This is a genomic window from Chitinophaga sp. 01L420 (assembly GCF_056399985.1).
On record NZ_JBFTSK010000021.1, the window covers coordinates 84733 to 108370 of the forward strand.

The 23638-nt window shown below is 42.9% G+C and carries 16 protein-coding genes and 1 tRNA gene; 4 read left to right on the plus strand and 13 right to left on the minus strand.

The window, feature by feature from the left end; translation table 11 throughout:
- Positions 1-191: 191 nt before the first annotated feature.
- The 5 genes from cmk to AC1DP6_RS20285 form a co-directional block, all read right to left on the minus strand.
- Entirely contained in the window at positions 192-881 is a 690-nt protein-coding gene (cmk, locus tag AC1DP6_RS20265; RefSeq protein WP_477026477.1) for a (d)CMP kinase, read from the minus strand.
- A 181-nt stretch (positions 882-1062) separates the two neighbouring features.
- Positions 1063-2637: a T9SS type A sorting domain-containing protein gene (locus tag AC1DP6_RS20270; protein ID WP_477056455.1), complete on the minus strand. Its 1575-nt coding sequence runs from the start codon at positions 2635-2637 to the stop codon at positions 1063-1065.
- A gap of 6 nt (positions 2638-2643) precedes the next feature.
- Positions 2644-4614, minus strand: coding sequence for a hypothetical protein (locus AC1DP6_RS20275; RefSeq protein WP_477056456.1), 1971 nt, complete (start codon positions 4612-4614; stop codon positions 2644-2646).
- Positions 4615-4691: 77 nt separating this feature from the next.
- Positions 4692-6491, minus strand: coding sequence for a hypothetical protein (locus AC1DP6_RS20280; RefSeq protein WP_477056457.1), 1800 nt, complete (start codon positions 6489-6491; stop codon positions 4692-4694).
- A gap of 482 nt (positions 6492-6973) precedes the next feature.
- On the minus strand, positions 6974-9508 hold the full coding sequence (locus AC1DP6_RS20285) for an ATP-dependent Clp protease ATP-binding subunit (protein WP_331958085.1): 2535 nt from the start codon (positions 9506-9508) through the stop codon (positions 6974-6976).
- Between the two features lie 299 nt (positions 9509-9807).
- On the opposite strand from AC1DP6_RS20285, the gene AC1DP6_RS20290 reads away from it, so the two are divergent.
- Positions 9808-10182 carry an STAS domain-containing protein gene (locus AC1DP6_RS20290; protein WP_477056458.1) on the plus strand — a complete coding sequence of 125 codons (375 nt, stop codon included), beginning with the start codon at positions 9808-9810 and terminating at the stop codon, positions 10180-10182.
- A gap of 84 nt (positions 10183-10266) precedes the next feature.
- Entirely contained in the window at positions 10267-11175 is a 909-nt protein-coding gene (locus AC1DP6_RS20295) for a ribonuclease Z (RefSeq protein WP_477056459.1), read from the plus strand.
- A 71-nt stretch (positions 11176-11246) separates the two neighbouring features.
- On the opposite strand, the gene dapA is transcribed toward AC1DP6_RS20295, so the two are convergent.
- Together dapA and AC1DP6_RS20305 are read right to left on the minus strand one after the other, a co-directional pair.
- The gene (gene dapA, locus AC1DP6_RS20300; protein ID WP_477056460.1) at positions 11247-12122 is read right to left on the minus strand and encodes a 4-hydroxy-tetrahydrodipicolinate synthase; all 876 of its coding nucleotides are present in this window, start codon (positions 12120-12122) and stop codon (positions 11247-11249) included.
- An 80-nt stretch (positions 12123-12202) separates the two neighbouring features.
- Entirely contained in the window at positions 12203-13156 is a 954-nt protein-coding gene (locus AC1DP6_RS20305) for an acetyl-CoA carboxylase carboxyltransferase subunit alpha (protein WP_441577455.1), read from the minus strand.
- A gap of 172 nt (positions 13157-13328) precedes the next feature.
- Here AC1DP6_RS20305 and AC1DP6_RS20310 point away from each other — a divergent pair.
- A tRNA-Asp gene (locus AC1DP6_RS20310) sits at positions 13329-13402 on the plus strand.
- Between the two features lie 471 nt (positions 13403-13873).
- Here the strand turns inward: AC1DP6_RS20310 and AC1DP6_RS20315 are convergent.
- The 4 genes from AC1DP6_RS20315 to AC1DP6_RS20330 all read right to left on the minus strand — a co-directional run bounded on the left by AC1DP6_RS20315 (position 13874) and on the right by AC1DP6_RS20330 (position 20044).
- Positions 13874-14311, minus strand: coding sequence for a hypothetical protein (locus tag AC1DP6_RS20315; protein WP_477056461.1), 438 nt, complete (start codon positions 14309-14311; stop codon positions 13874-13876).
- A 270-nt stretch (positions 14312-14581) separates the two neighbouring features.
- The gene (locus AC1DP6_RS20320; protein ID WP_477056462.1) at positions 14582-17134 is read right to left on the minus strand and encodes a sugar-binding domain-containing protein; all 2553 of its coding nucleotides are present in this window, start codon (positions 17132-17134) and stop codon (positions 14582-14584) included.
- Position 17135: 1 nt separating this feature from the next.
- Positions 17136-17807, minus strand: a complete 672-nt coding sequence (locus AC1DP6_RS20325; protein ID WP_477056463.1) for a sigma-70 family RNA polymerase sigma factor — start codon at positions 17805-17807, stop codon at positions 17136-17138.
- Between the two features lie 1493 nt (positions 17808-19300).
- Positions 19301-20044, minus strand: coding sequence for a hypothetical protein (locus AC1DP6_RS20330; RefSeq protein WP_477056464.1), 744 nt, complete (start codon positions 20042-20044; stop codon positions 19301-19303).
- Positions 20045-20344: 300 nt separating this feature from the next.
- Here AC1DP6_RS20330 and AC1DP6_RS20335 point away from each other — a divergent pair, with 300 nt between their 5' ends.
- Positions 20345-21964 (plus strand): Ig-like domain-containing protein, encoded by a 1620-nt coding sequence (locus tag AC1DP6_RS20335; protein ID WP_477056465.1) that lies wholly within the window; start codon positions 20345-20347, stop codon positions 21962-21964.
- A gap of 129 nt (positions 21965-22093) precedes the next feature.
- Here the strand turns inward: AC1DP6_RS20335 and AC1DP6_RS20340 are convergent, their stop codons facing one another.
- Together AC1DP6_RS20340 and AC1DP6_RS20345 are read right to left on the minus strand one after the other, a co-directional pair.
- Positions 22094-22747, minus strand: coding sequence for an NADPH-dependent F420 reductase (locus AC1DP6_RS20340; RefSeq protein WP_477056466.1), 654 nt, complete (start codon positions 22745-22747; stop codon positions 22094-22096).
- Between the two features lie 16 nt (positions 22748-22763).
- A complete protein-coding gene (locus AC1DP6_RS20345) occupies positions 22764-23600 on the minus strand; it encodes an MBL fold metallo-hydrolase (RefSeq protein WP_477056467.1) in 837 nt (278 codons plus the stop codon).
- Positions 23601-23638 lie beyond the last annotated feature (38 nt).

The following is a 23638-nucleotide window of genomic DNA, read 5'->3' on the forward strand; positions in this document are numbered from 1 at the left end:
AAAATTACCTAAGCAGCATTTCTCAGGGAGGATAAGGTTGGGTATGCAAAAAGCGTCAACAAAGAGACATCAATTGGCATGCAAATAAATTCTACTGGAAATTCGGGAGGATGTGGGAAAAATTATCGGGTTGATAGCATACAGCTATACAACAAATGTATAAAAGAGTTTTAATAAAAGAAAATAATATTTTATGAGGAGTGCGCCATTATTGCATCTTCCACCCATTGCATCACCAATTGCAGCTGGTCTTCCAGGTTTAAGTGACTGTTATCCAGGATAATAGCATCTTCTGCTTTTCGCAGTGGACTTATTTCGCGGTTGGCATCTATATAATCTCTTAATTCGAGGTTTTGTTTTACTTCTTCAACGGTAATATTCTTGTTTTTTTCGTACAATTCTTTAAAACGGCGCTGTACGCGGATAGCTATTTCAGCGGTCATAAAGATCTTGAGTTCTGCATGGGGGAATACTACGGTTCCGATATCACGGCCATCCATTACGATACCTTTGCGGGTACCCATTTTCTTTTGCTGTGCTACTGCAAAGTCGCGAACTTCTTTTACAGCGGCTACTTCGCTCACTTTTTCTGCCACCACCATTTCCCGGATCAGGTGTTCCACGTTCTCATTATTCAGGTACATTTCGCATAAACCTGTCAGGGAGTTGGGTACAAAATCCAGGTGTACATCTTTCAGCGCGGTGGCTACGGCTCCATGAGAGAGCCAGTCGATTCTGTTTTGAATAAAATAAAGGGTTACAGCACGATACATAGCACCACTGTCTATATAGGTATAGTCCAGTCTTTTAGCCAATTGCTTGGCTAAAGTGCTTTTGCCACATGAAGAGTAGCCATCTATCGTGATGATTATTTTTTTCAAAACTATCTGTTTAAATGAATCGACTATAGGGAAGAACCCTACAAAATTGAGGCAAATCGGTGAGAAAACCAAGGAGAATTACGAATTACGAATTATGAATTACGGATTTGTGAGAAGACAGTGTAACATTTGCTGTCATTTCTCCACAAATCCGTAATTCATAATTCGTAATTCGTAATTTTTATTGGGTCACGATCACCTTACAGGTATAGAGTACTTTCCTCGTGTCTTTCTGATAGATGACCAGGAAATACGCGCCGGAAGGCAGGTCAGAGATATTAATATCTTTATCTCCTTTCACATCATACTTCCGCAGTACCTGGCTCCATACGTCATGCAATTCCATCTGCATATCCCCGCGGATACCACGGATCTTCACCGTGAAGTGGCCGTTGTTCGGGTTCGGGAATACGTTTATCTGTACAAATGGAGGTACCGCGCGTACTTCAGAATAGGTGACTTTGCCATTCCGTCCTACTGCCTTAATGCGATAATAGGTCCAGTCGTCATAGTCATTCGGATCCTGATAGGTATAGCTAAGCGRCACGCTGCTATTTCCATTGAGTGCTTTTGTAGGAACGGTCGTTATCTTACTGAATGATTCTTCTCTTTCATAACGGCGTTCCACTTCAAACACTGCATTATATATTTCCTTGCTGGTGGTCCAGTCCAGCTGCACCATTGCCGGCGCTATCCTGTATGCTTCAAAGCTCAGGAAGATGACTGGTTTGGCCGAGCCAAAGAGGGTTGTTTTCGCAAAAAATTCACTGCTGCCCAATGCGGCAAAATGTCGCAGGTGCATAGTAGCAGGGCTGGTCATTGGACTGGTCGTTAGCGTACCTGCCAATGGTTTGTTAGGAATAAACGGTACGTTGTCCCATACTCCTGCCACAAAGCGCGTAATGAAGCTGCTATCGCGATAGGTGGCATAAGCCGGTAACTCGTCTACATCCATATGTTGCAGGATAATATCTACTTCTCCCCCACTATTATCTTCCCGCCGGATATTCCAGGTTTTATTCACCACGCTGTCGGGGTAAGACTGGCCGCCGGCGGCCACTGTAAATACGCTGTCGTATACTCTTGCACCAATCATATCAATACCACCTGTCATCAATACAGCGGCAGGCGCATAACTATTATCATCTGTTCCTATGGGGAATACCACTTTACCGGCGGCATTATTGATCCCTGCGCGGTACAGCAATCCACCGGCGATTCCTTTACCTGTTACTACGTAGCGATAATCAGAATAGCCGGTAATGGTACCCGGTGTTTTTTCTCCTACCTGTAGGTTCCAGCCATTGAGATAAAGGCGGCCACTATTAAAATGCAGGTTATTCCTGATTTTAAGATCGCTGAGGTCGTCCAGTAACAGCCCGGCTGTGTTGTTCAGTTGCAGGTTAGGAAAGCTGGTACCTGTTTTAGTGATGAAGCTATAACCGCCGAATACTTTTTGTTGACCTGAGGTAGTACCGGAAAAACTGAAGGTGCCACCGGTGCCGGAAACACCATCTGCACTTTCGTCCGGTAGCGTAGATCCGTTTCCGTTAGTCCATAATTTACTGAGGAAATAAAAGGTGGTATTAGGATTTGAACCGAGGATACCATTGTTGGTCATATCAGCGAAGATGCCTACGTTGGTATTGCCGGAGAGCCATACGGTGGCTCCGGAAGGGATGTAGACACCCTGCTGGGCGGAGGCTGTTCCCGTCAGCAATAATATAAGTGATAATATTAAATATTTCTTTTTCAATTATGCCTATTGGATAACAGTCAGATCAAAAACCCGGTTTGTAACAGCACTCCCCGTACTATTAACAAAAATTATGGTAACGGTATTATTGCTACTCACTCTCGAAGAAAGGATATAAAAAGTTGTACTAAAGTCTACTCTTGGATTAACGATTACGCTCCCACCAACCACTGCACCTGTAACTGTAACTGTTTTTGAAACTGCAGTTCCCGTAGCAATAGACGCTATGGTCTGATTGGGTGCACGGAAAATACCATTCAATATTGTTCCTCCGACACCTATTTTAGCTGTACCATTTACATCAAGATTCGCAACAGGTGTATTAGTTTTAATACCTAATTCTTTTCCTGTATTATCCCAAAACAAGTTAACAGAATCCTGTGCTACTTCTGATTTTGAATCAGTAGATCGGGTCCCGAATATAAGCCCTCCTACCCCCAATAAAGCATCACCATGCATCGTCACCACTTTATACCATGGGTTAGAGCCGGCAATCAACGGTGGTGGTGGTGCCGGATTGTTTTTCCATTCTCTTAAGGCGAGTGTGTTCTTATCAAAATATAGTTGAGTAGTATAGCCTGTATTCTGAAATGATAATACGCTCCATGCCCAGGCACTTGTTCCAGCCGGGCCATTTGTCACTGCACCGGTTGTGGGGCTTGCCCATATTTTCATTCTGTATTTAGGATCAGGTGCATCTGCATAAGTAATATCATTATCGGCCAGATTACCATAAGAGGCTCCGCCGGTAATGTCCTGTGCAGGGACATATAATTGTCTGGCTACGTTCCATTTTAAAACATCTCCATCACCTGGCAGACTATCAATGACACCGTTTTTCTGTATCTTATTAGCATTCCACATGTTAGTGGTATTCTTGGCACCCAATTGTTTGGTGGCGGTGTTGATGGTCAGGGTAGTATCAGTAGTCAAAGATGAAACATCACCATTTGCATCTTTGCCCAATATCTTAGTGGCAGTATTTCCTACGTCTGTATTAATACGGAGCGTGCTTGTTACAATGCCATCATTGAACGTTTTGGCTCCTTTAAATGTTTGTGGGACTATGTTTACAAGGCCACCTATTGTTGCGGAAGCATCCGCAATTGTTAAGGTATGTGTGGCTGTTGTGGATGTAAAACCGTAGGATGTTGTGCCCGCGGTATATAATGGGCGTAAGAACTGATCTCCTACAGCTAATGCGTTAATAGTGTTAACACCAACAACTGAAGCCGATGGTGCTTTAGGTGTCCAGTTACCAGCGGTGAAGGTGAGCAAATCGCCTTCATTAGGAACAGTGGTTAATATACTTTTCCCCTGGATCTGATTGGCATTCCAGAGTGCAGCGCCATTGTTGGCTGTAATGGTCCAGGTTCTGTTCTGTGAAAGATCAGTACCAGCGGGAAGTGCTGTTACTGAAGCGATACCGGTTCCGGCTGCGAGGGATAATGTTCTGCTGGGATCCACATATGATAGCGCTACATTAGTCCATTTACTGGTAGCGGACTGGTATTGGAGTAGTTGTTTATCTGCCGGTGCAGTAATGGCTACATCAGAGAGCTGGGTGATAGCATAATCTCCAGTTGCGGGCGTCACATTTCCGGTGCGTGAATTGAAGCTTGTTACGCCGGTGTTGCTAATCGTATTACCTGTAATACCAATACCGGTGCCGGCTGTAAGAATAGAAAAATCTATTTTTTCCCAACCGGTTGTTTTCTTGAGGTATAGCGCTTTATCATCTGTTATATATACCAGCATTCCTTCAGCAGCGTTATACAAAGCACCGCCGGCAAGGATCTGCGCCTTTATAATACGGGGGAGCAAAAATCCTTGTTTATCGCTTTTTAATTCCAGCAATGCATTTTTATCAAGCAGAGTAGGATTAGTACCCAGCTTTAATTGCTGTGCCAACAATTGCTGATTGCTTAAACAGAACAACATCGCAGCACATACCTTTACAAGCCCTTGCAGCTTCATACATCATCATTTAAGTAAGCACAAAAAGAGGTGAAACGGCTACGGTTATACGTAGCCGTTTCAAATACTGTTCAACCTTATTTCTTAATAATGTACCAGGTATCAACACCGTTTGATTGTACGGTGATGAAAGTCCAGTCATTGTAGATGTCAACGGAGTTACCGTCTTCAATGAACTGTCCTGCTGTTGCTTTTACAGTTACAGCGTTATTAAGATTATTGGTAGCATCAGCGGCTACTTTCTTGATGGTGTATATACGTCCTTTTGCGCCAGCAGCACTTGGTAAAGTGACTGTTACTGCAGCAGTATTTTTTACGATCAGGGTGTAATCACTTGCATCTACTGTGTAGGCGGTTCCTGTTACTTCTTTAATCGCCATAGATACAGAACCTGCTACCTGTAAAGTAGAGTTAGCTGCATTTGTAGTGTCACCAATTATTACGGTTGATTTCACGGCTACATCGTTGGCAAATCTTTTATTTCCGGCGAATGATTGGGAAGCATTGCTTACCAGACCCCCTACTACGGATGGATCGGCCTGCGGAACACTTACGGTTACTACATTCGTGGTACTATTCTTATCCACTTTCAGATCTGCACCAGCGTGATTTTGCGTAAAGGTCATCTCAGTGAACAGGGACAGGGGAAGTTTTTTGCTCACCACCTCATTGGAACTATTCAGCAACAATAAAGTACTGTCTAAAGCTCCGCCTGGAACTACGCCACCCAGTTTAGGAATACCGGTTACTTCCAGCGGACCTGTAACTTTAGTAGCACCTGTGATGTTTGCACCACCTGTTGTAATGGTTAAAGTGTTATCGAGTTTAGTAGTGTTGAGTACATGGAATGTACCAGTTACGTCCCCATTACCAGTAACGTTAGTATTGCCGGTAATATTTGTAACACCGGTAATATTCGCACCGCCGGTTGTGATAACCAGACCGTTGCTACCTGTAATTTTTCCGGCAAATGTTTTATCACCACCGAAAGTTTGCAGTCCTGTGGAAACACCACCTGGATGTGTAGCATCAGCTGCATTTAAGGCGATTGTAGGATTGGTACCGGTATTGTCTATTGTTAAACCGTTCGCATTTGAAGTATTGCTGAAGGCTGCTACCTGGAGTGACTTGGCAGCGGCATCACTAAATGTTTTCCAATCAGCTTTGGTGAGTAAACCTACTCCCTTGGTACCATCCTGGGTAGCAATACTCAGGGTATGTGTACTACTGGTACCAGCTACGTCAAGATCAGTGAATTTATAATCTGTACCGTTATCGGTCGTGATAACATGTTTCAGTTCAGCAGAATTATTAATCATGAAGTTGGAGAAGGCAGCCTTCGTGAGTTGACGCTTATAGACAACACCTGTTGGGTCAACGATTACCGCGTCTACTAATGTATTGGTAGCATCAGTGGTAACGCCACTCAATGTAACTTTGTTGCTGAGTGTCACATTACCGTCGTCAATCCTTACCCCTTCTTTGTTATTAGCCTTCATTACAAATGGGATATTGTTAGTACTTCCTATAAATTGCGTGGCAGCATTTGTCAGGAAGTTACCCAGTAAATCCCAGGAAGAGGCCTTGGTAGCCATTCTTTCCCATTTGTAGTTGTGTCTTACATAAAATCCTTCATTTCCAGAAGCCGTCCAGTAGATGATCATCCCGTCCGGAGGATTGAGGCTGGTCATCAAGGTAGTATCTGCTACGCGGGGTAACAGTAAACCTTGTTTATCTGATTCCAGTTCGAGTATAGCCGATTTTTGAATAGAGGTAGGATTCTTACCTACTTTCAACTGTGCGTTTGCCTGTGTGGCGACAAGACCTACACCACCTATTAGCATAACACGAGCTACATTACGTAGAGATTTTCTCATAGATATAAGGATAAATAGTTTGTTCAAATACACCTCCGGCACTGTCATTAGCCGGTGTGAAGGATATAAGGATAAATAGCTAAAAAATTCGAGGTATTAGGATTTCAGTCAAGTCTGCCTAAGTCTATTCCAATTAATATTAAAAAAACTAAATTGTTTCTTTTTAGAAAATATTAAATTATATAGATTATATAAATTGCATACTGCAAATGTGACATATTATATCTTTTTAAAAAATGACATGATAGTACCATTTTTAATATTGATTATTGGATGATAATCAAGGGAGAGTTCACCAATTACCGGGTGGGTACTGATGGCATAAAAGACACTTAAAGGAGTGGATATATAAGATGATGTGAAGTATAGGGCAAATTGTTACCTATTGCAGGGGTCGTTAACATGTTCATGTTATAAAAAACAAAAAGCCCGTCATCGGTAAAGTTACCTTGACGGGCTGGTTTTATTTTTCGGCGTACTATTTACGCTTCTGATTTTTCTGACTTACTCTTGGAAGAGTTGTTTTTTAAAGTAAAGATCAGCTTCTGATTTTCTTTATCCAGGTCTGCTACGAGAATATCACCATCATGAATATTCATGTTGAGGATTTCCTCTGCCAAAGGATCTTCCAGGTATTTCTGGATGGCCCTGTGCAGTGGTCTGGCGCCGAACTGCTGGTCGTAACCTTTATCTGCCAGGAAGCCTTTGGCTTCGTCTGTCAATTCCAGGCTGAATCCGAGGTTGTTCAGGCGTTTCAGTACACTCTTCATTGTAATGTCAATGATGGTGTAGATATGTTCCTTCGCGAGGGAGTTGAAGATGATGACATCATCGATCCTGTTCAGGAATTCAGGAGAGAAGGTACGTTTCAGTGCTTTTTCGATCACTGACTTGGTATTCTCTTCTTCATTTACGGCTCTTGCGCTGGTAGTGAAACCAACACCTGCACCGAAATCTTTCAGCTGACGGGCTCCGATATTGGAGGTCATGATGATGAGGGTATTTTTGAAATCCACTTTACGGCCGAGGCCATCGGTGAGGATACCATCATCCAGTACCTGCAACAGGAGGTTATAAATATCCGGATGTGCTTTTTCGATTTCATCCAGGAGGATTACGGAGTATGGTTTACGGCGAACCTTTTCGGTCAGCTGTCCACCTTCTTCGTAGCCTACATATCCCGGAGGAGCACCAATAAGGCGGCTTACAGAGAATTTCTCCATGTATTCACTCATATCGATGCGGATCAGCGCTTCGTCAGAGTCGAACATGTAGCGGGCCAGTGATTTGGCGAGCTCTGTTTTACCTACCCCGGTAGGGCCGAGGAATATGAAAGTACCGATTGGTTTTTTAGGATCTTTCAGACCTACGCGGTTACGCTGTATGGCTTTGGTGACTTTGCTGATAGCTTCATCCTGTCCAACCACGGCGCCCTTAAGATCTTCACCCATGCGGCGTAACTTCTCAGTTTCTGCCTGTACCATCCTTTTAACAGGGATACCGGTCATCATGCTGACAACTTCCGCGATGGCTTCTTCGTCAATCGGGTAGCGTTTATGCTTCACTTCTTCTTCCCACATGGCTTTGGCGCGTTCCAGGTCTTCACCCAGTTTCTTTTCTGTATCGCGTAAAGCAGCGGCTTCTTCGAAGCGTTGGCTTTTAACTACTTTATTTTTTTCCTGTTTAATGTCTTCGATCTGTTTTTCGAGATCGAGGATATTTTGCGGAACATTGATGTTTTTCAGGTGAACGCGTGCGCCTACCTCATCGAGTACGTCAATCGCCTTGTCTGGCAGGAGACGGTCGGTCATGTAGCGGTCGCTCAGTTTCACACAGGCATCAATGGCTGCATCAGTATAGCTTACATTATGATATTCTTCATAACGTTGCTTGATATTGTTGAGGATCAGGATGGTTTCATCCACGCTAGGTGGTTCTACCATTACCTTTTGGAAACGACGGTCGAGTGCGCCATCTTTTTCGATGTACATGCGGTACTCATCGAGGGTAGAGGCTCCGATGCATTGGAGTTCGCCCCTTGCGAGTGCAGGTTTAAAGATGTTGGAAGCGTCCAGGGATCCTGAAGCGCCACCGGCACCCACGATTGTATGAATTTCATCGATAAACAGGATTACATCTCTGTTTTTCTCGAGTTCATTCATGATGGCCTTCATTCTTTCTTCGAACTGGCCGCGGTATTTGGTACCGGCCACCAGGGCGGCGAGGTCGAGGCTTACCACGCGCTTATCGAAAAGCACGCGGGAAACTTTACGCTGCACGATACGCAGCGCCAAACCTTCCACGATGGCGGTTTTACCCACACCGGGTTCACCAATAAGAATCGGATTGTTCTTTTTACGGCGGGAAAGTATCTGGGATACCCTTTCAATTTCCTGCTCGCGGCCAACAATCGGGTCTAAGCTGCCACTTTCGGCCAGCTTGGTAATATCTCTACCAAAGTTATCCAGTACGGGCGTTTTGGATTTGGTATTTGTCTGTTTGGCTTTGGATGCGTAACTCTTTCTCTCGTCCTCAAACTCTTCTTCGCCCGGATCATCAAATTCTGATTTAGGGTCCGCAGATTTTACAAAGCCCAGTTCGTTTTTAAAAGTATCGTAGTCCACGTCAAATTGTTGTAAGATTTGTGTACAAACGTTTTCCTTATTCTTAAGTATAGAGAGCATGAGGTGTTCCGTTTCCACCGTAGCGCTTTTCAGTGCTTTAGCTTCTAATACGGTAACACGTATTACTTTCTCTGCCTGTCTGGTAAGCGGGAGGCTATTGATGTTAGCGATATTCTTTCCGGTCTTATCTTTTACAGCCAGTTCTACTTCCTTGCGTAACTCATACAGATCTACGTTCAAAGCCTGCAGAATCTTTACGGCCGTGCCCTCGCCTTCTCGAATAATACCTAACAGCAGGTGTTCAGTACCTATGAAGTCATTTCCCAGGCGTAAAGCTTCCTCTCTGCTGAACGAAATGATCTCCTTAACTTGCGGTGAAAAATTCTGGTCCATTGTGAGATTATTAAATTATCAAAAACCCTTACGGGGGCTTGCTTATACAATAATAACGAATAATTCTGACTTAAGATTACCACGTTATCTGTCGGAATGAAGTTATTCCTTTTTTAAACTTAAACAACTTACACTTTAATAGTATAAGAATTATTTTTGCGGTGATGCGGGTACGTTCGTTTAAAAATATCTACGAAGAAATGGAGGTTTTTGTTTCAATCTCTTGCGGTTATATTTTATAGGCGGGTTCCCTCTGTTCAAAATTTATTTTTACTAAAGTATAAAACAACGTCCAACGCATGAAATTCAAAATTGATACCAAAGAAAAAATAGTCGTTTTTTGTCCGGAAGAAGCCGCCCTGGATGCTAATTTGTCAGATGACTTCATTACCACTGCTACCACATTGCCGGAATTAAACGGGCGTAATCTCATACTGGATATGACATTAGTAGAAAAAACCGATGAAAAAGGAATAGAAGCCATTTTAACAGTATACCAATGTATGTATGACAATAAACTTTCCTGTGCATTGACCGGTCTTAACAACACCTTAACAGCTACGCTGAAAGAAGCTGGTAATGATATGTTAAATATAGCGCCTACGATGGCCGAGGCGATAGATCTGATCATGATGGAAGAGCTGGAAAGAGAATTATTGGAAGGAATGGAATAGAGAAACGCTTTTAGACGTTAGCTTTGGGCCTTGAGGCAATGCAGCGGACTAAGAGTTAAAAGCTAACGGCTAAACGATAAATACATGTTTGCAGTAACAATATTAGGTAACAATTCAGCTATCCCTACCCTGGACAGGCACCCCACGGCCCAGGTAGTTACCTGCAACGAACAGTTGCTGCTGGTGGATTGCGGGGAAGGAACACAATTACAGATTGCCAAATACAGGATTAAGCGCAGTAAACTGAGATATATTTTCATCAGTCATCTTCACGGAGATCATTATTTTGGATTAATAGGTTTGCTGAACACCCTCAGTCTGATGGGGCGTACTGATCCGCTCAGCGTATATGCGCCACCGGAGCTGGAGCAGATTATCCAGTTGCAACTGGATTGCTCGGGCACTGTGTTGAAATTTGAATTGTCTTTTGTGCCGCTTCAACCCGGATATAGCGGTATCATACTGGAGGATAAAGACTTGCGTGTAAGTTGTTTCCCCACTCAGCACAGGATTTCCTGCTTCGGGTTTTCATTTGAGTTGCAGAAAAGAAAGCGGAAGTTGATTCCGGAACAGGCAAGGGTGTACGAAATTCCGGCTGCTTATTTCAGCAAATTACAGGATGGAGCTGATTATCAGCGGAAAGATGGCTCTGTTGTTAAAAACGACTGGGTGACCGTGCCGCCGCCACCCGGTAAAAGATATGTGTATTGTGCAGATACTATTTACGATATAAACCTGCTACCATGGCTGAAAGATGCGGACATGATGTATCATGAGACCACCTATTTGCATGATTTGCAGGAACGGGCAGCAGAGCGCTATCACAGCACCTCTGTGCAGGCAGCCTCCCTGGCGGCAGCGGCCGAAGTAAAGCAACTGCTTATCGGGCATTTTTCTTCCAAATACACCGAATTACAACCTTTTCTGGATGAATCCAGGCCGGTTTTTGAGCATACCTCCATTGCAGAAGAAGGCGTAACCTATATGATCTAGCCGTTGGCTTTAAATAATAAAAAGAGGGAAGATGATATGATATCATCTTCCCTCTTTTTATTATTTAAAAGCTAGTAGTTCTTCAGATATGCAGCCATCTTGCCGTACAGTTCATCTGTAACAGGCAATACAGGGAGGCGGAAATTATTTCCGCAGATGCCTGCATGGTGCAGGAAAGCTTTAATACCAGCCGGATTATTTTCTGAGAACATCAGGTCAAATCCTTCGAGCATTTTGTTATTGAGGATACGTGCTGCCGGGTAATCATTTACCAGTGCGGCGTGTACCATGCTGGAGAAGTCGGTAGCAAAGTAATTGGCTGCTACAGAAATGACGCCGTCCATACCGCAGGCCAGTTGAGCCAGTGCGAGACCATCATCACCGCTGATCACCAGGAAATCCTTTGGCTTATCGCGGATAATCTGCATGCACTGCATCATATCGCCGGAAGCTTCCTTCATCGCAATGATATTTTCTACTTCATGCGCGAGGCGCAGGGTAGTTTCAGCCGTCATATTACGACCGGTGCGTCCGGGCACATTATACAGGATAATGGGCTTAGGAGAGGCGGCAGCAATGGTTTTATAATGCTGAAATATTCCTTCCTGGGTAGGTTTGCTGTAATACGGCGCTACGCTGAGTACTGCTGCAGCTTCGTCCAGTGGACATTTTTCCAGCCGTTTCACTACATCCCGGGTATTATAATCACCAATACCAATCACTACAGGCACCCGCTTCGACACCTTTTCGAAAGTGAATTTTATCAAATCCAGCTTTTCATCTGCAGAAAGAGTAGGTGTTTCACCTGTTGTGCCTAATGACACAACATAGTTAACGCCGCCATCGATCACGTAGTTGATCAACTTTTCCAAAGCATTCCAATCGATGCTTTCATCTGCTTTAAAGGGTGTTACCAATGCCACCCCGGTGCCTTTTAGTTGTTCCATATTGTGTTTACGGGAAAATAAAAATTTCGAATTCCGAAGGCCGAAATTCGAAATTTTTATTGTGATCTCTAAATATTTTTTTATTTCTCTTCGTAAAAGCCCATGCGGGAGAACTTATCAATACGTTGTTCAATGCGGGTATCGGGATCAATTTTCTTTAATTCAGCCAGTGTTTCCTTGATACGCACTTTTAATAAATGAGCCATTTCATCGGGGTTTACGTGCGCTCCACCGAGTGGTTCACGAACAATTCCGTCTACCAGGCCAAACTGGCTCATATAATCGGAGGTAAGTTTCAGTTCTTCTGCCGCTTTTTCTTTAAAATTCCAGCTACGCCAGAGGATTGTAGAGCAGTTTTCGGGAGAAATAACGGTATACCAGCTATTTTCCAGCATAAATACCCTGTCGCCGATGCCAATGCCTAATGCACCACCAGATGCACCTTCGCCTATTATAATGCAGATTACGGGTACGCGGAGTTTGACCATTTCAAAGAGATTCCGGGCAATAGCTTCTGCCTGACCTCTTTCTTCTGCTTCCAGGCCGGGATAGGCACCAGGAGTATCGATGAGGGTGACGACCGGCTTATTGAATCTTTCGGCCAGTTTCATGAGGCGGAGGGCTTTGCGGTAACCTTCCGGGTTAGCCATACCGAAGTTTCTGAGCTGACGCATTTTGGTGTTTACGCCTTTTTGTTGGCCAATAAACATGACTGTTTCACCATCCAGGTCGGCAAAACCGCCTACCATGGCCTTATCGTCTTTTACATTCCGGTCGCCATGCAGTTCCGTAAAGTTGGTACACATCTTTTCGATGTACGCCAGCGTATAGGGCCTATCCGGATGACGGCTCAGCTGTACACGCTGAAAGGGGGTGAGGTGGCCATAGATATTCTGACGGGTATCAACGATTTTCTGTTCATACTCGCTCACGGTAGCAGATACATCTACGCCTGATTTTTCACCATTTTCCTTCAGCTTCTCCAGCTGCTCATATAAGTCAGCGATAGGTTTCTCGAAATCCAGGAATTGCATAATTTGATTAAATTGGTTAAAGATCGGGTGTAAAGATAATGCTGAAAATATTTTTTAAAAAAGATTTGCTTAATTGGGAACTTTGTTGCTATCTTTGCAATCCCAAAACGGAACAACACAACGAATTGGGAGACAGAAAGATAGGAAGTTTTTAGTACTATTTTTCGGGAATGGATCGGTAGTTCAGTTGGTTAGAATGCCGCCCTGTCACGGCGGAGGTCGCGGGTTCGAGTCCCGTCCGGTCCGCAAAATCTCGAAGAAACCCGCTCAATGAGCGGGTTTTTCTTTTTTAGTCGACTTCCGATTGATTTTCTCACATTTCTTTTTTCTTTATCGCACTTCATCAGGGTTAACGATCACTTACTGAGATACGATTATAATTACAGATTTTCCTCTTCTCCCCTACCAACAATAATATGCAGTCAAAATAGATTTGGAAAAAGTGTATGCATTTCCGTATAATTATAGTCTACTCAGAGGAGTGTTAACTATAAATGAAATGAAAAGTTTGAATTTGAGACGGATGCAGTCCTTTGCCAGCCCCAAACCATAGGTAAGGCTGTTATGCTCAAAATTTACCCCAACCCAAGCTCAGGTATCATGATACTGGGCAAAAATCCGCAACTGGGCGGTGGCAGATGCAGCATTTTCAGCAGGGAAAATAAAAAAACACTTTAAACCGCAAATAAATAACCTGATTGAGCATGAGGCTTTTTGTTATTTATCGCTTATCATTTTAATTTCAGAAATGATAGGCGGGGTACTTGTTACCCCAGGCAATATCTCAATTAGTAATTTCTTGTCATCAAAATCTTCTCTGAAATATTGCAGACTAAACCACTTTGGATGATTATCTACGGTGATGGTGGTTTTTCGGCCATCAACAGAAATGCCAATGGTTACCGATTTTGTAGTATTTGATTGAATCTTCAGATTTAAAAATCCAATTGTGGTGGTAGCTGTTTGTACCTCGAACTTTATGTCATGGGTGCTATCGGCAGTCCATCCGGTTTTGTCCGCCTCATTGTGGCGAGTAATATCACCCTGTAGTAGCTGCCAGGTGGCATTTATTTTATTGACAAGCAATTCGTCGTTCTCAATATTCCAGGTTTTTGCTCCAGCTTCTGATCTATGTCCAGGTTTTAAATGAAACACAGTATTGGCGTCATCTTTCTGTTCTTCCTTTTGAGGACCAACAGCAGAGGTATAAAATTTGCTTCTTAACCAACTGTCACTGATGGTAAAAGACGGGGTGAAGCTATCGGAATTAATATAATTGAGCAGGCTTTTCCTAAGTTGTCTGGCGGCGGGTCTTTCTTCCAGTTTATCAGCAATATTATAACCGCATATTAATATGCTGCCTGTGCCAACTTTTACCTCAAAGATCGAAGCCAGTTTTTTATTGTCATGAAAGTCATTAATGGGTTACACAATTGGCTTTAAGTCCAGCGCCTCTCCATCTAAAACTGTTCCACGGGATTTTTCACAGAGATCCTGCCATTGCCAATCCAAACTATTTCCTGTGGGGAAATCGTTTAATGCCGGATGATTGTTATCCACCAACGCGCTTAAAGTTTTACTGCCTTCGCCGGGAAAAAATATAGTCGACCAAAATACCGGTACAAACCCTGAGAAGTATTTTTGTGAAGGGCTACCGGCATTATGCGCCATAAACAATACCTTGTTGCCCTGCTTAGCCATTGCGATTGCATCAGCAATGTTATCAGATATTTTAACTTCGGGTTTGTTCACTATGGCAGCGGTTACCTCAGGATAAGCCCAGAAATCCCACTTATTGCTGTATTTGTTTCCCTCCACCGAAACAATGAGTGTATAAACTGCAGCCGTATCGCTTTGAGCGAACTTGATATTGATTGCGCCGAAATCAGCTAGTGTACCGGGTTTTATACTCCTGCTTGAAAAGCGGCCGGAAGCTATAACCTGTTTGCTCTCCTTGTTAATTAGTTGCCAGGTTAGCCCACTTTTAAACACCGACTGCGTATTACAGGCCAACTGCAGGTTAACGTGCAAGGTTTCTGTATTTGTATAAACTCTCTTTGGAAACTGGGCCAGTGGAACCACCGTATTGCAGAATTGAGTAAACGCTGTAGGCGTTGTTATGCCCTTACTGCAATAAAAGGCATCCAACCAGCCAATGAGGGCTTCTCCCTGGCCAGTATAATCATTCATCCCAAGCAGGTTGAACCCCGCACCATAGCGCGAACGGAATTCTCTTTCAATGTCATTCTTATAAAGAAGCTGTTGCAAATAGCCAGATGCTTTTCTGAAATCTGCTGCCTGTCCATCTATATGGTTTTGCTTTGCAAGTGCAAAGCTTTTTTCCAGACTAATAAAGCGAAATGGTGTTTTGTCGTATTGGGCAATATCTGTCCACAATGGGTAAACAGGGAGCTGACCTAGTTCGTGGGCTATAACAGGCACTTTTGTATAAACGTATGCTGAGTCATAATTTGCTATAGTCGAAGAACTGCCTGATTTATTTACAATCTCGCCTTTATCCGGCACCATATGCGATTCCTGAAAATCATCATTAGGTAGCACCATCCTGGCTGTAGTACCTGAATATAAATGACGAGGGTCGTCTTTTTTAAGATCGCCTAACCAATTATTAACTACCGTCTTATTTAGATTGTCCATTTCGTTGCCATATGAAAAAAAACAAAAGGAAGGGTGATTACCGTATTGATCCAATAGCCGACGTGTTTCTTTCTCTACAAAGCTGTCAATGGTCCTATCACTATTTCCAAGGCCTTTAGGCATACCTATGGTAGCACTTATGGGGCGTATATCTGCAAGCGCGCTTCTGGAGGTCATCCAAACCAACTCCACCATCATATAAATACCAACTTCATCTGCAGCCTGAAAAGCTGCGTCTGGTGGGCATACAGAGTGAAATCTGACCTGGTTCAGTCCATATGATTTATATATTCTGAATATTTTTTTCCAGCTAGCAAGATCCATTGGTGGATAACCTGTTAGCGGATAACCCAAACACTCCTGGTTTCCACGGATAAATGTTGGTACATTATTAACAATAATTTTATACTTGCCGGCTTCCAGGTGTCTATATCCAAATGTAACAGCATCTGCTGTTTCCTGTTGTCCTCCGTTTGTAATAGTGCAGGTAGCTGTATACAGTGGTTGTTGAAATTCACTCCAGACATTTAGTTGGCCCACCGGGATATTGATCTTGTAATTTTCAAGCACATGGCCATTTAGCTTCTTCCTGACATTCAATGTGCCGATCGACTTTTGTGACTCGTCTTTAATCTCAATTTGAATACCAATCTCATTCATTGATTTCGTGGTGTTAGCCACATTTATGTCCGCTAAAACCTCCTTAGTGATTGCATCCGGGAACAACCGTATCCTGTTTAGATTTATAATGCTTCTTCGTTTCAACTCGATTTTCCCAACAATGCCATTCCATATACTTTCCATCTGTTCAGTATAATTGTGTCCTTTGTCGCCGATGGGATGTATCATTCGATTGTCTATCCTGATACTCATCAAATGCTTGCCCGGAGCAAGAATGCCCAGATTGTGTTTATGTGATACCACAAGACCGTCATCTGGTTTGCTCAGTTCTTTTCCATCAACCCAAACGCGGCTTTCCCATTTCACTCTTTCTAAAAACAATTCGGTTTGATATCCGCTCCAGCTATCGGGTATATCAATTGTTTTTTGATACCATACTGCGCCTATGTACTTGTGCTTTCTTTGCAAATAATTTATCCAGGGAGATTGGTCAGGAGTACCCCAACCTGCTATATCCGTAGTCCCTGGTAATACCATTTCATCAGTTAAGTTACCGATGAACCATTTTTTCAGAATACCCTCATCGTTAATATCCAAAGCAAATTTCCATTGCCCTTTTAATGATATTATTTCCTGACAATAACCACGGCTAATCGACATGCTAATGAAAAGGAAGAAAAGTATCAGTTTTATTCTCATGTTAATCTTTTAAATACCAGGTAATAATATCCGTGATTAACCTGCCATTACTATTGCCTTCAGCTTTGATTATATTGGCACCTTTGTTTAACCGGATATTCTTAAAAACAAAATCTTTTGACGTTGTCCCTATTTCGGGATCAGCTACCTTTTTCTCATTCACATACAAGGTTACATCCTTTAAGTTAGAAAATACTTTTATTGTAATGACCGGTCGTTTATAGTCAGGCTGATTTTTTAGTATGCCCCGTATAATAGTAAGGGCTTTAGTTTTCTGGTTGCGCACTGTTTGATAGGAAAGTCCAGTTTGGTTGGCTATCTCGTAGTTACAAAGCTGATCTATATAACCCAGAATAAAGATTTCTCTCATTTTTTGAGGAAGACCATCAATGGCTTTACGCACGTCCACCAATAGCTCTGCATAAATAATCTCATCAATTCCGATATCCTCTTTACTCATACTGGCAAATATCTCGAACTTCTTCTTTTCCCGTTCCTTATCTCTTTTAAAATTCAGACAGGCGTTCCTGATGGCCACGTAAATAAACTTCTTTACATCGTCCAAGTCGTCAAACACCTCTTTTCTTTGCCATAGTTTCACAAATACATCTTCTACTATATCCTCCGCCACAGCACTGTCAAAGATCAGGCCCTCGGCGTATCGGCAAAGCACCGGGGCATACGCGGATCAAATAATAATAACTTTCCTCATTCCCCTCTTTGAGGTGGGAAAAGTAATATTCATCGTTCTTAAGCTCCGCCTTCATTTCATTTGATCTGTTAATGGAATAAAGTCAAATTAAAAATAAACTCGTCCTGTGTACCTCATCTTCCTCCTGCTGCGAAATAATGAGCACTACCGGCAAAACAAGTTCGGTGCCTCTTAAACGCAGCATCAGCGATCAACAGTTGATAATGCTAAAAGTTAGTCCACATAGGAACAACAAGCCATTCTTTACATAACACCCCCTATATGGAATTGTACCATGTGAAAATGTCAGTTCCGGAAAAAATTATTTTATGAGGATTAAATGCTGCCTTGCGCGCTAAGATGCGTATAAACAAAAGAAAAGCAGCCGGACGTAATGTTGCCGGCCGCTTGATAGTCAATCTGACTATTTATCCTTAATTTGCATCCCAATAGCTTCTACAGCTCCTAAATAGTTTCTTCTGCATCTTTACCAATTCCTCCCCACCTGAGATATAAAGTTCTCAGTTGAGACTAAATTCAATCTTAAAAAAGGGATGTCGGATGCCTGCATTCTCTTTCCTATCCTCTAAAACCGTTTGCATGGAAGTCAGTTCTCCGAGCCTATCAGCCATAGCTTCACTGATAGTGCTGATCTTTATCCGGAGCCGATGTTTCACTCCCATTCTTTTCACATTTTTAATACTGATTAATACATTTCTTATTTTAAGAAGTAATTTGAACAGCAACCTCACGACATTGAAATACATAACCATGGTTTTATTTTAGTTGTCCTGGTACAACCCAATACTCCTTAAGCTGATCGGCAAGTTTAATAGCAGTATCTATTGTGCTCCGGCGACTTTGGGTACACCTCTCCCAATAGCCCCAATGGGCGGCAATAGTTTGGTCTATTTAAGGGGATATCCAATTTTGACCTGGTTGAGGGAAGTATCCGGGCTACCGGAGTTCCAACCAGGCTATAAAGCTCTCGACTAACATTTGTTGACGAATTCAATTTCGAAACTAAAACAGGAAGCAACTAATGCTTTTTTGACTTTATCTGCGCAAATATTTGCTTTGTATCCTGTAGTGTTGATAATTATTCCCCTTAATTTTCCCGGATCAAGTTGAAAACCTGGGATAGTCTAAATTTTAAGCATAAAGTTTATAGTGCATTAAGAACACCCATCATTATAGTCAACATTACCTTTTCATTATGTAGGCTCCGTCGGGCGTATGCTTAGCACCCGCTTAGTAACTATAGAAGCGGTGCTGTAGAGGTGGACTTGATGCGGAGATGACGTTTGGATGTGTAACCGGGATGAAATTGAATCAGCAAATGGATGGATGTCGGAACCGGCCATAGCAGGGCTGCTTCCCTACCAGGGGGTAGCTGAGGAAAGAGGTATACTATTGAAAGGAAGCAGGTATAAAGGGATTATTCATCAAAATATCTCCAGGAGGCAAGGATAGCTTTATTCCAGTTGAATGACGGCTGGATATGCGTGTGAACAGGTAAGTTTGGGAAGCAATATTATCCGCTTTGGATAAGTACGTTTATGAGCATATTTGGGTACTTGTGGCGCTGCCACGGCAATAATATCGGCCGCCATATATTGCCTGTTGCCCGATGGGCCATCTTTGTACATCGCTCTTACCTGGAAAACCACTACCAGTGAACCTTCTCCGGGTACCTCCAGCGAAACATTTGTTTCCTGGAAAGTGGTATCGGGGGCTATCATGAGCGTAACCGTTTCGCTACCCGCCACCTTACGTGATATAAAATCGATGCGCGTTGCGATCACTTTTACTTCCAGCGCAGCAATGCCTTTACACCCGGGGATGGTTTGCGCGGGAATATTTAATATCCCGTTACTCAGAAGCCGGGGAGCCACCGCAAAGAAACGATCTATTCCGGTATGCTGATTGAAGCGGAAGCCTGTCAGGGCCTCGTGATAATCACCAGCAGCAATGAGTACCTTGTTGAGCCGATTGATGTGGCCGCCATCACAATGGATATCCAGGTGGCCGTAGAAAGCATGACGGATAAAAGCGCCTTTCCTGCTGGCGACGCCAAAGCGGCGAGATGCGCGGCGGGTAGCAGCCGTTTGCTGCACGCTTTCGGGCATGGAGCGCAGGAAGTAGTTGCCATTGCGCTTATACCCAATGAGAGGGCCGAGTTTTCCCGTAAAGGGAAGGATAGACATTTGTTTTGCCATCGGAGATAATTTTGATTACTATAAATATAACATAATTCGGGGGAACCTGTTTTGGGGATAAATGGAAGATTTGCTATCGTTTTCAGGTCGCTTTGTGCATGATGATGGATGACATGCAATTGCAGCATGAATAAAGATATTTAACCCGGCATTACCCTTTCATTGATTGCCACTGAAAGCTGCGGCCTGATATTAACCCTGAACAAATAACTTTAAAAATGGAGGGCCTGCATCGCTCCAGACATTGACCTTATCTGTGTTAATTAATAAACCCTATTTGATCACCATAAATCCATCTTAATGTGTAGTTTCTACTTTGTCCCCAAAAAACTGCTTATTTCCTGTGGCATTATATTATTTGCTGTTCTGGCAATATCATCAAGAGCGCTCGGGCAGAAAACATATGCCAATAGTCAAACCAACAAGGTAAATGGTCTGTGTTTGCTGTGCGGAGTAAATAATCCAAACAACCCCATAAATAACAGCAGCTTTGAAGACTATTCCACGTTTGTCATTAATGTGGGCCTTTTAGGTGTAAGCGTGGAGCAAACACTTATTTTCCCAACTGCAAGTGCTACTGGTTGCGACTCCCTTGTTATTGGGATCGGCAGTGGAAATCCTGTATTGTCTGCCAACTTATTTGGTGGAGTAACAGTGGAAACCTATAATGGCAGCACTTCCAATAATGATACTCATATTGTGGATTCCAGCATACTGCGGCTCCTGCAGTGCAATAGCCGTGGAGAAATATTACTGCGACCACAACAGCAATTTGACCGGGTAAAGATCAAACTAAGCAGCAGTCTTGTTGGTTTGCTAAGTAATTTCCGGCTTTATTATGCTTACCGGAAAAACAGCGTTGACAACCCGATTTATTATCCCCCTGAAGGAATGGTATGTGGTGCACCTTTCATATCAATACTGAATCATCAGCCAGATATGGATTATAATGTAAGAGTTATCTACACTGCATTTTCGCAACTGATTTTAGACACTTCTTATGTAGTGTTAAACAGGGATTCTGTACAACTACCCTATTATACAAACTTTGCCGGTTCACAGGGAGATATTTATATACAGGCTGTAAATCGTGTAACGGGATGCAGGTCTGACTCTGTTCGTCATTCATATTTTGCAGGCAGTACTTCTTCTCTACCCCGGGTAGATATTGACAGTGTGCATATCTGCAAAGGTGACAGTGCCACGCTGCATGCCGTCCAGGTAGTGCCTAATGCGCTATACTCCATCATCTGGTATAGTGCCCCTACAGGAGGAACAAAACTTCATACCGGCCCGGATTATGCCGTAAGTCCCAATACCACCACCACCTATTATGTTACGGCTAAAGGATCCTGTGAATATCCACAACGCATTCCTGTAAAAGTGGGAGTTACTCCCCGGACACCTCCTTCGCTCGCCCATGATACATTATTCATGATCGTAAATACGGATGATACCCTGAAAGCGATTGCGCCACCCGGAGCTACTTTCAAATGGTATGCTACAGCAACAGGTGGTTCCCCGCTCTTTACCGGCAATGCTTTTCCTGTTCATCCACTTACTTCAGATACTTTGTATTATTATGTTGAATCACTCCTCGATGGCTGTGTAAGCAGTAGCCGCACCAGGGCTGTAGTAATTGTCAGCAATCAATTTTTATTTGCCGGCAAAACAGGACTCCCGATGGAGTTAAAACTACATCCAAATCCAACTAACGGAGAGATCTCCTTTCAGTATAACAAGGATTTGGCGGGCAGCACGATTATCATAAATAATATGAATGGCATACCTGTTTATAAGAGTACAATGAAAACAAACAACATGAAAGTGCCTAATCATATCCCGGCTGGCATCTATCTCATAAAAATCAACACCCCTACAGGAGAAAAACTGACAGGAAAAGTTATAATACAAAAATAGTCAGCCCAAAAGCAAGCTATATCTACATAGCTATTCTATTATCCGACATAATATCATCTGCTCTTTCGGAGCAAATGATATTATGTCGGAGGCTTGCTGCTACAAAATGGTGACCTCCGGAAAAACTACTCACCTCACGATTTTAAACCCTACATTTCCATTTTTTGTAGCCATAAACACACTCAACCAAACAGGCAACATCATTTCTGTTGAACGGGCATGTTCAATATCACCCAGATCAATAATGTCCTTCCATCCAAACTGTTGTAGTATTTCAACTACTTCTGCTTTGGCGGCTGAACTATTTCCGGCCAGCAGCATAGTAGCGTCTTCTCCACATTTGCTGGCATCTACCATCACTTCACAGTTAACAATATTCAGCGTTTTCACTACGTATGTATCCGGTAAAAAATTCTGAATAGCCTCTCCTAATGAATTAGTGTTGCATAGTTCAGGAATAAGCACAGGTCTTTTACCAGGTATAAACTGAAGCGGGTTACTCACATCTATCAGAATTTTGTTCCTAAGATTATCCGTGCCTGCCTGTTTCATTACCTCCAGCGAAATTTCTCCCTGGGTGCAATTGAAAATAATGTCCCCGAATGCGGCAGCGGATGCAAATGTTCCCGAGGAAGCATTATCTCCTTGTTGCTTTACCCATGCGAGCGCCTTTTCATTATCAGGCGTTCTTGATCCCATCATTACTTTGTGGCCCTGCTGAATAAGCTTTGTAGCAATCGTATTGCCTACCATACCGGTTCCCAGTATTCCTATACTTTTCATGTAAAATTTGTTTGACTTAATGTTGATGAATACCTGCAAGTTCTTTCCCTACCCGATCTGCTGAAAGGCCCACCATAAACTGGCAACCGTAATCAGGGTATGCAGACAACATTGTTTGTTCAAAAAGTTTCCTGCTATCGTCATTAAAAATGCCGGTTCCATTGGTTGCTTTCAAAACTTCTGAACAATACCGAAGGAAATATGCATGCTGTTTACCAAAATCCTTGATATCACATACAGGACCATGTCCTACGTAGAAAGAGCCGAAATCTTTCAACGCCGGGGTTAATGTTTCCAGATTAGACAGCCAACGAAGAATACCACCATCATTCATATATGTATGGTTGTTTTTGTACAGCAGATCCCCGACAAAAGCTGCGCGGTTTTCATCTTCCAACAGCCAAATGGAATTGGCATCACAGTCTCCCCCCGCACCAATGTCCAGCACGGAAAAAGTTATACCGCCAATACGTACCTGGTCACCATTGTTGACCAATTCCGTAGGATACGACCATTCCGGTATCCATTCCTGGCCAAACATGCCAGACCATTGGGCATGTTTAATCTGTTCGGTGTCAAGCATTAATTGTTTCACCGAAGRCACGGCAAATACTGGTATATCAGTATGTTGTTTAAGATGATAGGTGCCAGCCACATGATCAGGATGTCCATGTGTAAGAATAATTCCTGAAATAGGCTTCTGCAGTGCATCGGCCTGTTGCTTTAATCCAAGGCTATCGCTTCTTGTGAGCGTAGTATCTACTATTACCAGTTCATTAACTCCTTCTACAATGAAAGCATTCACTTTCATCATGGGCTCCTGCGATGTATAAGTATGAATTTTGGTTTTCATTTTCTACTTTTGAATAATTTTAAGCACCAAAAGTAAAC